Here is a 12,332-nt window from a genome sequence, read left to right on the forward strand (position 1 = left end):
AGGAGAGGTGCTCGAGTGGTTGAAGAGGCACGCCTGGAAAGCGTGTAGCCGGCAAAACCGGCTCGCAGGTTCGAATCCTGTTCTCTCCGCCAGGAAGAACGAGGATTCAAAGCTCTGAGGCATCCTGTTCTCTCCGCGGATTAAGGAATATATGAAACGATTGGTATTTCTATTTACACTGATAGGTTTGCTGAGCTTTACGCAAACCTGTTTCGCTCAGCCCGCAGTTGCGCCTGATAGTACGAAGAGCGCTGCTGCTGTGGTGCCTGCCGATTCGGTGGCTGCTGCCGACTCAATGACCGTGATGGATGGCGAGTTGGAAGCCCTTACAGGCGATGAGGCTGAAGAGGGTGGTGGCCTGCACAAACAGCTGAAGACCAAGTTTGTGGATGGTAACGTAGCCTTCATGTCGCTGGTGGCCCTGGCTCTGGTGCTGGGTCTGGCATTCTGCATTGAGCGTATTATCTATCTGACACTGAGTGAGATTAAGAGTCATCAGCTGATGGCTGATATCGAACAGCGTCTGAAGGCCAATGATGTAGAGGGTGCCAAAACACTCTGTCGTAACACCCGTGGTCCTGTAGCCTCGGTATGCTATCAGGGTCTGCTGCATATCAAACAGCCCATGGATGCCATCGAGCGTAGCATTACCAACTTTGGTGGTCTGCAAACCGCTAACCTCGAGAAAGGTTGCTCGTGGATTAAGCTCTTTATTGCCATGGCACCATCGCTGGGTTTCCTGGGTACGGTGATTGGTATGGTGATGGCCTTCGACCAGATTCAGCAGGTAGGCGATATCGGTCCTACCATCGTGGCTCAGGGTATGAAGGTGGCGCTCATTACCACTATCTTTGGTATCGTAGTAGCGCTGGTACTACAGCTGTTCTACAGCTATATCCTCTCAAAGATTGAACGTTTGACCGCACAGATGGAAGAGGCAGCCATTACGCTGCTCGACCTGATTGCTGAATGGAAAACGAAGAGTGAATAGTGAATAGTGAAGAGTGATGAATAGTTTTATTTCGCCTGCTATTGCCGATGTGATGCTGTGGCTGATGTATATTACATTAGCTGCTGCCATGGGCGTTACTGCCTATTCGGTATGGCATGGCCTGCGCAACCGTCGTAAGGGCAGCGATGTGGTTAACGGTGTGCCTGCAGGGCGCATAGGTTGGCTGGTGGCTGTGGGCTTTGTGCTCATCATGGTGGTTACCTTTGCCTTGGGCTCTACCAAACCCATCCTTACTAATGGCACGTGGCTTACCGATGGCTTCTGGTTGCGTGCCGCTGATATGTTTATATATACCTCTATTATATTGATTATCGGATGTTTCGTAAGCGCTATCGTCAGCAGATTCCGGAGCTGAACACCACATCAACAGCCGACATATCGTTTATGTTGTTGATTTTCTTCCTCGTGACCTCATCGATGGACACGGAGAAGGGATTGATGCGTCAGATGGCACCACCGCCATTGGAACACGAGACACCCAAGGATATCAATCGCAACAATGTGATGCAGGTAAAGCTGGATGCACAGAACCAACTCTCGTGTGATGGCAAACCTGTTACTCTGCAACAACTGGCAGCCGAGGTACGTACGTTGGCCATGGTGAACCGTACTGGTCATGTGGTGCAGATTGAGGCCGATGCCAAGACTACCTACGAGGCCTATTTCAGTATGCAGGATGCCATTGTGGGCGCCTATCATACGCTGCGCGAGGAGTATGCACATAAGCACTATGGCTGTAGCTATGAGACCTGTAATGCCGAACAGCGCGAGATGATCAACGACTACTACCCGCAACGTATCAGCGAGGGCACCATAGCCCAGGAAGGAGGTGCCCAATGAGACCTATGCGTAGCAAGTTCAGTCAGAGTCGTCGCACTGTGCCATCGCTCAATGTGGCCTCGATGCCTGACCTGATCTTTACAGTGCTCTTCTTCTTCATGATTGTCACCCACATGCGTAGTGACGAGGTAAAGGTGCGCCTGCAGGTGCCTCAGGGCAGCGAGGTGCAGAAGTTAGCCAATAAGCAGGCCGTGGTAAACATCTATATCGGCCATAAAGGTGAGGCTTGGCATGTACAGCTGAATAACGACATCGTACAGCCAGGCGATATTCCAGCCCGTATCGAAGAGATTCGTAGTGGGCTCTCTCAAGAAAATCAGCAGCGACTCACCGTTAGTCTGCGTGTTGATAAAAAGGCACCCATGGGTTTGGTGAGCGAGGTGAAACGCCAGCTGCAACAGGCCTATGCCTTGAAGATTAATTATAGTGCGACAGAAATCAAAAAATAACTACTGCTATGGTAAAAATTGACGAACTTGACAAGCAGATTCTGAGTCTGATAGCTGCCGATGCCCGTATTCCATTCCTGGAGGTGGCTCGTGCTTGTAATGTAAGTGGTGCTGCTATTCACCAGCACATTCAAAAGATGAACAACATGGGTGTGCTGAAGGGCACCCAGTACCTGATTGAGCCCGAAAGTGTGGGCTACGAGACCTGTGCCTTTATTGGTCTGAACCTGAAAGACCCCGCTAAGTTCGACGAGGTTCTCGAACAACTGAAGCAGATTCCTGAGGTGGTGGAGTGCCACTTTACTACGGGTAACTTTGATATGTTTATCAAGATCTATGCCCGCAACAACCACCATCTGCTGACGATTATTCATGATAAACTGCAGCCACTCGGCCTTTCTAGCAGTGAGACGCTGATATCGTTCCATACGGCTATCGACCGTCAGCTGCCTATTGCCGATCTGCTGACACAAGATACCGAAGCCGAGGCGTCGGCCGAGGGATAACTGGTGATATTGCGTAATATCACCCGCGAAGGTGCACGTAACTGTGCTTAATTGGGAATGTGAGTGAGAATCTCCGACTGTCCCGCAGCAGTGAACTCCATTATGGCTGTCCGACTATAGGCCATTGCCCCGTTTTGGGCGAGAAGGCGTCGGATAGTGGAGGAAAGTCTGAAGACCAGCCTTCTGCGATTTTGTTGCTGAAGCACTCTCGAGGTAAGGGTGATTGAGGCAATCATACGTGTATTATTATATAAGTTCGGGGGAGACCCCGTCGCGACGACAGCATCTCCCCCTTTTGTTTTTTCATTCGTTAGATTTTCCTTCCCTATTTATTTTTGTTTTAGCTGTTTCACCTCAAAAGTAAAATAGGTATCAGGATATGGTTCGTTCTCAAGTGTAAAATGCCACCATTCGCTGTCGAGTGGTTTGAAACCGTGTGCCAGCATGGCATTTCGCAGTATCATGCGGTTATTAAATTGTTTTTCGGTGATCTTAAGGCCCTGGGGCGACTTTGAGTTGTCACCCGTGTAATCGCCTGTTTCTGGATTGCCGCAGAAGTCAGGATGACTCTCTGGTCCGAACCAGTCGAAGGTGCCACCCATGTCGAGCTCTTTCTCTGTGTTCATATCGAATAGCGTCAGGTCGACCGTGCTGCCACGTGTATGTCCGCTCTTCTCATAGATGTACTCCTGCTCAAACAGTACGCTCTTGTCTAAGTCGGGGTAGAAGTAGCGCTTCATCAGTGTATCGGGTATATCCTCTGCCCAGCGTACAAAATGGTCAACACCCTTTTGTGGACGATAAGCATCGTATATCTTTAAACGGTAACCCTGCGCCATCACGTCGTCGCTCACAGCACGCAGACTGTCAGCTGCTGCTTTCGTGAGCAGAGCCGTGGGCTCCAGATAGCCGTCAATGCGCTTTCCAACAAAGTTGTAGGTGCCAAAATAGCGTATCTCCAGGATGGCATCGGGTACTGCATCGGTCAGTGTTACAAAGCCGCTGGCATCATCCGGAGCTACCACTGTGGCAGTCGTATTTGCCTGGCGCTTGCAACCGCTCGTGAGTAGAATTACGAAGCACATCGCAAGGATGGATACGGGCTGAATGTATTTCTTGATAGGCATAATAGCTTAAATTGTCTTAAAATCTTGGTGCAAATATACGATATTTTTCGATTAGTCAGGTCCTTAATTAAAACTTTAACATATTTTATACGTAAAGAATAGGGGCAAAATTGTATGATTTGCAGTCGTCATTTTGCAAATATGCGTACTTTTTTGATTTCTGCGGGTAAATATTGTTAAAATACTTGCAAACAGTCATACAATGTTGTATATTTGCAATCGAATTTAGTTAGTAGTTGGTTTTAAAAACTTTGTTAGTAGATGTTAAACGAATAGTTAACAACAAAAGGGCCCGCAGTTGATGCGCGCCCTTTTATTTTTTAGTATAATTCATTCTAACCTTCTCCCAACTGATAGTGCCGTCTTTCTTCACATGCACACGTACCAGATAATCGCCAGGTTGGGGGTTGTTGGCCTCACACATCGAGTCGAGCGTCAGGTATTCGGTATCGCCTACTTTCTGATAGTCCCATTTATGCACATGCCCTAGGAATACCATATCCGTTTCCCACTCACTAAACTTGTTCAACAGGAAGAACATCTCCTCACGCGGGAAGGTAGAGGCGAACTCTACTGATCGCGGACGGAAGATATTGGTATGACTGAATACGAAGGTATGACGGATTATTTTCTCACCTGTATCATGATAATAATCATTCAATACGCCTTGTTCTAACAGTTTGACTTGTTCACGCCCCAACGTACCACTGGCCGAGTCGAGGAAAATAAAATGATCTAGCTGAGGAGGATCGAGATTTACCAGTACATAGACATCATAGAATGATGAGTGGAATATGTTCGACCACAATGCCCATCCATTATGTGTGATATCATGATTGCCAACCACCGGGAAAAAGGGGTATCTCACCTTGTCAAGGGAGAAATTCTCATCGTTCAAATAATGTTCTGCGTAGTATTTCTTCGCATATTTCTCTCTATACTCATCTATCAGGTCTTCAAGTATGATGTAGTATTCAGCTTTGGTATCGGCGATATCACCCAGATGCGCCATCAGCAGATCGTTGTTATCTAGCGCAATCTGTAGCATTTCGCGCATACGACCATCATCAGTTGTCAGATGACTGTCGGCACCCACTAAGAATGTGTATTCATCCCCTTCATAACCACTGAGCATAGTACCATCACCCTTATGACCCTGATAATAGGCATTCGACATCTTAACACGATCCTCAACACCCGTGCCACTTACCAATACACCAATCGGACTCACTTTGTCGCAAGCCGAAAGCAACAGCAGTACTGCTCCTAATAATATATAATGTGTAGTCTTCATTGTCACCATACGTATTTTAGTCCTAATTTTCCTGATGTCTCGTATTTACTGGCCAGCTGACTCATACTGCCAGCGGGACGGATATTGAATTCGCCAAATAAGTACATCTGTTTGGTCAGTCTTCCGTAAAAGTTCAGTCCCCAGTTGATGTTCCAGTTCTCATAATAGAAATCGTCGTAGTTACGGAAAAAAAGTCCAATATTCCATGAGTTGGTACGTGGACGAATCATGGCCCCGAATCCGAACGTAAAAGTAAGTGGTTCGGTATAGCCAAAGTCACCAGTTTTCCAATGAATATACGACTCACCTACTCGCAGAAAGAAATACGGCATTTCCCAAGTCAGAGAGAGGTTCCCGATGGTTTCGTTGGCATTCCAACGATTGTAGCGGTTGTACATCAGTTTGCCATCTATATTGATGTCACCCCACCACACGGGCAGCCGATAACCACCCTGCACGTCGTTCGAGTAGAGCTGTTTGCCCCACTGTTGTTGTACATCGGCACCCACATGCCAGCGATCAGTCAAATGCCGTTTATACGAGAGACCGAAACCGCCATAGCCACTAACAACCACATTGTTACCTGCCATCGCATAACCCGATATCTCGTTTTTATGTTCACCATTATAGCGATGCTGACCTATAAATGCGTTTTGTGCCTGCATGGTTATAGTACCAAGCAATAGACAAAGTATAACGATTATTCTGTTCATTTCTTTTTGGGAATACGTTTGGTAAGACCGATGGCCCCGGTGGGACATACCAGTCGACATAGATGACAGCCCACGCACTTGGTACCTACGATACGTGGCTGGCGCTCTTCGAACGCAATAGCCTGATGTCCGCCATCCATACACGAGATATAACAACGTCCGCAACCGATGCAGCGCTCACGATCCACCTTGGGATATACCATGGTGTAGCGATCCAGATCGGATGGTCTCACAAAGTTGGGCAGCTGTTCACCCACCAGATTGTCTAACTTCTCAATACCTCGCTCAGTCAGGTAGGTCTGCAGACCTGATATCAGGTCGTCTATAATCCGATAACCATACTGCATCACGGCGGTACACACCTGTACGTTCCTACAACCCAACTGTATGAAATCCACGGCGTCGCGCCATGTCTCAATACCACCAATACCACTCAGTTCTATAGCTTTGCCATGTGTACCGTTAATCACGGGATCCATCCTCATCTCCAGAATAAAGCGTAGTGCAATGGGCTTTACGGCTTGTCCGCTGTAGCCCGATAGGGTTTGCTTGCCACTCACTTCTGCCTCTTTCGACATGGTGACACTTTTGATGGTGTTGATAGCCGAGATGGCATTGGCACCAGCAAAGTAAGCACCCATAGCCGGACGGGTCATCTGTGTGATGTTAGGCGTCATCTTAGGAATCACAGGAATATTGACACTGCGTTTTACATAGCTGGTGTAGAAGTTCACCAACTCCGGATCCTGACCGATGTCGCTACCCATACCTGCCAGTCGCATCTGTGGACACGAGAAGTTCAGCTCTATCGCATCGCAACCTGCCTCCTCGGCCAGCTTGGCCAACTCTATCCACTCCTCCTCAAACTGGCCCATAATCGAGGCTACCACCACTTTGGTAGGGTAGTTCTGTTTCAGGCGGCGCAGAATGTCGAAATCTACCTGATAAGGATTCTCCGACAACTGCTCCATGTTACGGAATCCGGCAAAGGTGGTGCCTTTCTTCACGGCATCGAAACGGGGCGATACCTCATGGATATCCTGCTTACAGATGGTCTTATAGAACACACCAGCCCATCCTGCCTCAAAGGCGCGTGCCACCATCTCGTAGTTGGTGCACACAGCCGATGATGCTAAGAAGAAAGGATTCTCGCAGGCAATGCCGCAGAATGTGATACCCAGCGATTGTTGCTGTGCATCACCCGTCTGCTCCTTGACAGATGCGCAATCTGCCAGCAGCTCCCTGATTCTGATAGGCTGATCATAGTGGATACACGCCTGTTCGGCACGTAACAAATCATCGTCAGTACAACCCGCTACCCAGCGCCAGGCATTCTTTTCGTTGTCAAACCGGAAGGCACGGATGGCTCTGGCCACATCTCCTTTACCGCACGCTTTGGTGCAAGGAGCATCCTCGCATAACAAGCAGCGTACCGCTTCTTCGTACTTATGCATCATAATCGTAGTTTTTAATCATTCATAACAAAACGTCCCTTTTATGTCTGCAAAGATACGATATTTTTTGGAATTTTGGCGATATTAACAAAAATTAAAATAAAAACCGCATAACTCTCTCCTTTTTTTCATAAATTTGCATTTATAAATATGTGAACATTCTAATCTATATAATTATTACGATGAAGAAAACTTTTTTTGTACTACTCATGATGTTTGCTATGAGCAACGTAGCAAAAGCCACTGATCTTGATATCAATCTGGAACCGTTGAAGTTGCAGACGCCTGAGATGGAGATGAAGCTCGACTGTCAGGCTGCCCCCGATTATCGTCCGGAATTGGAACTGCCCATGTCACCTTTGATGGGTAGCAGCGAGAAGTATCAGCTCACGTGGATGCGTACCAATCCCGGTGTAAAACCGTATAAGGTGATGGACGACTTGACCTTTGCTGGTATCCCTCTGTTTGTGGCAGGTATCATTGCTAAGGGCGAGAAGAAATCGTTCCGTCAGAACACCAGTGAGAACAAGCACACACTGGTGACCGACTTTAAGACCGAGATTGATAACTACACCCAGTTCTTTGGTCCTGTGATGGCTACTGGCTTAAAAATTGCTGGTGTAGAGGGACGTAGCGATTGGGGCCGTTATCTGACTTCAGCCGCTATGTCGTATGGTTTTATGGCCTTGTTTGTTAACAGCATTAAGTACACCGCCAAGGAGATGCGTCCCGATGGTTCTACCCGTAACTCATGGCCCAGCGGACATACAGCTACCGCCTTTGTGGGTGCTACCATCCTGCATAAGGAGTATGGCTTAACCCGTTCGCCTTGGTACTCGGTGGCTGGTTATGGTGTGGCCACAGCTACTGGTGTGATGCGTGTACTGAACAATCGTCACTGGGTGAGCGATGTGCTCTCGGGTGCCGGTGTGGGTATCATTTCGGGTGAGCTGGCCTATGCTATGAGCGACCTGATTTTCAAGGGTAAGGGGCTGTTGCGTGGCGATGCCATCAGCGAGCGTAGCATCATCGACCATCCTTCGTTCTTCTCTATCTCGATGGGATTAGGATTAGGTTCGCAATCGCTCGACTTCGGTGCGGAGACCATGAGTGATGCCCACGACAACTTTAACCTGAAGTTTGGTGCTTCTACTGCCGTATCTGCCGAGGGTGCCTATTTCTTCAATAAGTATGTTGGTGTGGGTGGTCGTCTGCGTGTGAATAGCACACCTATCAATGGCTGGGACCGCGTGTTGAACTATGCCGACCAGGATGTGAAGGAGATGTTTAAGGATCTTGATGCCGACATGGACCTGAGACCACTGAATAATATCGTCTTCAGAACAGCTGATAAACAGCCTCAGTTTACGATTGAGAGCGACCACCTGACAGAGTTCGCTGCCGACCTTGGTGTGTATTTCAATCTGCCACTCTCTAAGCGTTTTGCTATGGGCGCCAAGTTGCTGGCCGGTCGTAGTATCATGCAGGAGCTGAATCTCTCTGCCCATTACCAGGGTAAGGTGGTGGATGTCAACCCCATGGCCATCTTGGATGATGATCCCAATTTGTTCTACGAGACAGATGAGACCTACGATACCAAATGGGATTACTTTACGCTGAATGCCAACAACACCTTTAAGTGGGGAACAGGTATCTCGCTGACCTATGCCTACAAGGAGAATTATGCCTGGCGCCTGTTTGTAGATTATGATATGGCCCGTAAGACCTATACGTTGGAGTATAATCCCACACAGTTCATGCATTCGGCTCTCCCGACATATTTCGACTTTGCGGAGATGATACAGGAGATAGATCCGGCATATGCTGCTGACATGATATCGGAGATGTCGCCTGTGACCACACATATAAAAAAGAACCGCCATACTTTCGTTATTGGCGGCTCCTTAACCATATCATTCTAAAAAGATGCGACGTGCTTACTGCTTCAGCAGATTCAGCTTGTGCTGAGGTGCCAGTGCATTCGTTGTCTTTTCGGTATATTCACCTAACTTAAGTGTAGCAGTCGCAGCAATGTTGCGGCTGCTATTTCCTATACAGAAGGTATAGGTGCCAGCCTCGGTCAACCACTGACTGTTAGCCTCGTCAAAGCTGGCCAGCATGCGTACAGGGATGGTCATGGTCAGCACCTCGCTCTCGCCAGGCTGCAACTCACGACTCTTGGCAAAAGCCTTCAGCTCCTGTGCAGGCTTCTCCAGGTTGCCCTTTGGTGCCTTCACATATACCTGAGCTACCTCCTTACCACTTACGCTACCGGTGTTCTTAACGGTGATGCTTACCTCAACAGCATCCTTGCCCTTGGCCTTTACTACTGGTTTTGAGAAGGCGAAGGTGGTGTAGCTCAGTCCGAATCCGAATGGGTAAGCTACATCGCGACCAAAGGTGTCGAAGTAGCGATAACCTACGTAGATATCCTCCTCATGGTTGGTGTAAGCATGTCCTGGGATTGGGGTCTTGTTACCAATCATCATCTGCAGTGAGTAGTCGTCAATCTGTCCGGGGAAGTTCTTGGTCGAAGCATGATCGGTAGCAGCGACAGGCCATGTCATGGTCAGCTTACCCGAAGGATTCACCTTACCAGTCAGCAGGTCGGCAATCGAGTTTCCACCCTCCATACCTGGCTGCCAAGCGCATAGGATGGCATCAGGATAACCACTCCATGAGGCAGTCTCAATCACGCTACCCGAGTTGATAATCACGATTACAGGCTTGCCTGCAGCGTGGAATGCATTGCATACATCTGTAATCAGGGCACGCTCCTCTGCGTTGAGGTTGAACTCGGTGTTGATGTCACGATCCACACCTTCACCAGCCTGACGACCGATGGTGATGATAGCTGCATCGGCACCATTCACCTCTTTATTAATACAGATAGGATCCAGTCCGATCTCTGGGTATTTCTGCTGTCCGAAGTACTCGTTCTGGTACCACTTGTCAGGATGACGCTCAGCCTGGAACTTTACTTTTGCAAACTCGATATACTTGCGATAGATATCAGTGAGTGTCTCGCTCGACTTGATGCCGGCATTCTTCAAGCCCTCCAGCATGTCAACCACATAAGGTGGGTGAACACAACCCGAACCGGTACCACCGCTCAGGAAGTCGTATGAGTTCTCACCAAACAGGGCCACGGTCTTAATGCTGCCCTTCTTCCAAGGCAGTGTGCCGTTGTTCTTCAGCAGTACGATACCTTCGTTGGCACTCTGACGGGTGATGGCGGCATGAGCCACAAAGTCGGGATTGTTAGATGCGGGATACTTCAGGAAACTTGGGGTCTTCACGATATATTCCAGCATGCGACGCACATTACGATCTACATCAGCGATGTCGAGCTTGCCGCTCTTTACCCCCTCGATAATTTCGTTCACCTGTGCAGGCTGTCCTGGCTCCATCAGGTCGTTACCGGCCTGTACCTCAGTGATGGTAGGCAGACCTTCGCGAATACCGATCCAGTCGGTCATCACGATACCCTTAAAGCCCCAGTCCTCTCGCAGAATCTTGGTCAGCAGGTCGCGGTTACCCATCGAGTACTGACCGTTAATCTGGTTATACGATGACATCACGGTCCAAGGGTTACTCTCGCGAACAGCAATCTCGAAACCACGCAGATACAGCTCGCGGGCAGCACGCTGACTCACGCGCTCATCTACAGCTGTACGGTCGGTCTCCTGCGAGTTGATGGCAAAGTGCTTGGCACTCACACCGGCACCCTGACTCTGCACACCCTGAATATAGGCAGCTGCAATCTTACCTGTCAGCAGGGGATCCTCCGAGTAGTACTCAAAGTTACGTCCGCACAGGGGATTACGATGCAGGTTCATGCCAGGCCCCAGAATCACGTCGCAGCGATACTCCTTGGTCTCGTTACCAATAGCTTGTCCTACCTTGTTCACCAACTCAGTGTTCCAGGTTGAAGCCAGACACGAGCCGATAGGGAAGGCTGTGGCATAATAAGTCTTGTCGGTATCCTTACGTGTAGGGTCGATACGCACGCCAGCAGGACCATCGGTCAGCACTGTGGCAGGAATGCCCAGACGTGGGATGGCAGGCGATGTACCTGCAGCACCAGCCACAAGGTCGGCCTCGCCACCTACTACGGCATTAGCACTGAAAAAGTTGTTAGCACCGCCAACCAGTAGCTTGGCTTTCTCTTCAAGGGTCATTGCCTTGATCACCTCGTCGATATTATCGGCGCGGAGCTGTACTTGAGCATTTGTTGTCATTGCGAATGTTGTTGCTAATAAGCAAGTTGTTAGTAATCTTTTCATCTTGTTGATGCCTTTAATCTGTGTAATTACATGGAGGTTATGGGAAGATACGGAACTCATAGCCCTGATCCTTCAGCCATTGTAGCGACTCTGGTAGGGCTGTCTTCAGTTTGTTGATACTCTTCAGCGAGTCGTGGAAGGTGATGATCGAACCATTACGCGCGTACCTCTTTATATTATTAACCACATCTTCGGCAGTCATCCATTTCGAGTAGTCGCGGGTTACCAGATCCCACATCACAATCTTGTACTTCCTGCTCAGCCAGGCATACTGTGCCATACGCATCCAGCCGTGTGGTGGACGTACATAGTGACTGTGGATATAGGCGTTGGCCTTTTCCACATTGTAGCTGTATTCTTTCACGGTATGGCGCAAACCACCGATGTGGTTGTGGGTATGGTTGCCCACCTGATGGCCTTCTGCCAGGATACGTTTGTAGAGTTCGGGATATTTGCGTACGTTGTCGCCCACCATAAAGAAGGTGGCTCGCACACCAAACTCCTTCAGTGTATCAAGAATAAATGGGGTAGCCTCTGGGATAGGACCGTCGTCGAAGGTCAGGTACACTGCCTTCACGCGACGGTCCATTCGCCAGTATGCTCTAGGATAGAGCCAGCGCAAATATATAGCGGGTTGCTCTATAAACATGA

Annotated in this window: 12 protein-coding genes, 1 tRNA gene and 1 riboswitch; of the genes, 7 read left to right on the top strand and 6 right to left on the bottom strand. The window is 48.8% G+C overall.

The window, feature by feature from the left end:
- Position 1: 1 nt before the first annotated feature.
- The 6 genes from T500_RS0108015 (at position 2) to T500_RS0108040 (ending at position 2,807) form a co-directional block, all read left to right on the top strand.
- Positions 2-92, top strand: a tRNA-Ser gene (locus T500_RS0108015).
- A 59-nt stretch (positions 93-151) separates the two neighbouring features.
- Positions 152-991 (top strand): MotA/TolQ/ExbB proton channel family protein, encoded by an 840-nt coding sequence (locus T500_RS0108020; RefSeq protein WP_028907686.1) that lies wholly within the window; start codon positions 152-154, stop codon positions 989-991.
- 16 nt (positions 992-1,007) lie between these two features.
- Complete coding sequence (locus T500_RS15530; protein WP_051611957.1) at positions 1,008-1,367, top strand: hypothetical protein; 360 nt, start codon at positions 1,008-1,010, stop codon at positions 1,365-1,367.
- Positions 1,328-1,852: an ExbD/TolR family protein gene (locus T500_RS0108030; RefSeq protein WP_028907687.1), complete on the top strand. Its 525-nt coding sequence runs from the start codon at positions 1,328-1,330 to the stop codon at positions 1,850-1,852. The genes T500_RS15530 and T500_RS0108030 overlap by 40 nt, the downstream gene beginning before the upstream one ends.
- A gap of 5 nt (positions 1,853-1,857) precedes the next feature.
- Positions 1,858-2,301 carry an ExbD/TolR family protein gene (locus tag T500_RS0108035; RefSeq protein WP_028907688.1) on the top strand — a complete coding sequence of 148 codons (444 nt, stop codon included), beginning with the start codon at positions 1,858-1,860 and terminating at the stop codon, positions 2,299-2,301.
- A gap of 8 nt (positions 2,302-2,309) precedes the next feature.
- The gene (locus T500_RS0108040) at positions 2,310-2,807 is read left to right on the top strand and encodes an Lrp/AsnC family transcriptional regulator (RefSeq protein WP_013065330.1); all 498 of its coding nucleotides are present in this window, start codon (positions 2,310-2,312) and stop codon (positions 2,805-2,807) included.
- 12 nt (positions 2,808-2,819) lie between these two features.
- Positions 2,820-3,006, top strand: a riboswitch (cobalamin riboswitch).
- 130 nt (positions 3,007-3,136) lie between these two features.
- Here the strand turns inward: T500_RS0108040 and T500_RS0108045 are convergent.
- The 4 genes from T500_RS0108045 to preA all read right to left on the bottom strand — a co-directional run bounded on the left by T500_RS0108045 (position 3,137) and on the right by preA (position 7,395).
- Entirely contained in the window at positions 3,137-3,934 is a 798-nt protein-coding gene (locus tag T500_RS0108045; protein ID WP_028907689.1) for a M15 family metallopeptidase, read from the bottom strand.
- Between the two features lie 313 nt (positions 3,935-4,247).
- A complete protein-coding gene (locus T500_RS0108050; protein ID WP_036908874.1) occupies positions 4,248-5,228 on the bottom strand; it encodes a metallophosphoesterase family protein in 981 nt (326 codons plus the stop codon).
- Positions 5,229-5,230: 2 nt separating this feature from the next.
- A complete protein-coding gene (locus T500_RS0108055) occupies positions 5,231-5,941 on the bottom strand; it encodes a hypothetical protein (protein ID WP_155267481.1) in 711 nt (236 codons plus the stop codon).
- Positions 5,938-7,395, bottom strand: coding sequence for an NAD-dependent dihydropyrimidine dehydrogenase subunit PreA (preA, locus tag T500_RS0108060; protein ID WP_230580876.1), 1,458 nt, complete (start codon positions 7,393-7,395; stop codon positions 5,938-5,940). Before preA ends, T500_RS0108055 begins: the two co-directional genes overlap by 4 nt.
- Before the next feature lie 182 nt (positions 7,396-7,577).
- On the opposite strand from preA, the gene T500_RS15535 reads away from it, so the two are divergent.
- Positions 7,578-9,317 carry a phosphatase PAP2 family protein gene (locus tag T500_RS15535; protein WP_155267482.1) on the top strand — a complete coding sequence of 580 codons (1,740 nt, stop codon included), beginning with the start codon at positions 7,578-7,580 and terminating at the stop codon, positions 9,315-9,317.
- 15 nt (positions 9,318-9,332) lie between these two features.
- On the opposite strand, the gene T500_RS0108070 is transcribed toward T500_RS15535, so the two are convergent.
- On the bottom strand, positions 9,333-11,681 hold the full coding sequence (locus tag T500_RS0108070; RefSeq protein ID WP_028907693.1) for a glycosyl hydrolase: 2,349 nt from the start codon (positions 11,679-11,681) through the stop codon (positions 9,333-9,335).
- Positions 11,682-11,718: 37 nt separating this feature from the next.
- On the bottom strand, positions 11,719-12,330 hold the full coding sequence (locus tag T500_RS0108075; RefSeq protein ID WP_028907694.1) for a polysaccharide deacetylase family protein: 612 nt from the start codon (positions 12,328-12,330) through the stop codon (positions 11,719-11,721).
- Positions 12,331-12,332: the final 2 nt, after the last annotated feature.

Source organism: Xylanibacter ruminicola Ga6B6 (assembly GCF_000687715.1).
Classification (GTDB): domain Bacteria; phylum Bacteroidota; class Bacteroidia; order Bacteroidales; family Bacteroidaceae; genus Prevotella; species Prevotella ruminicola_B.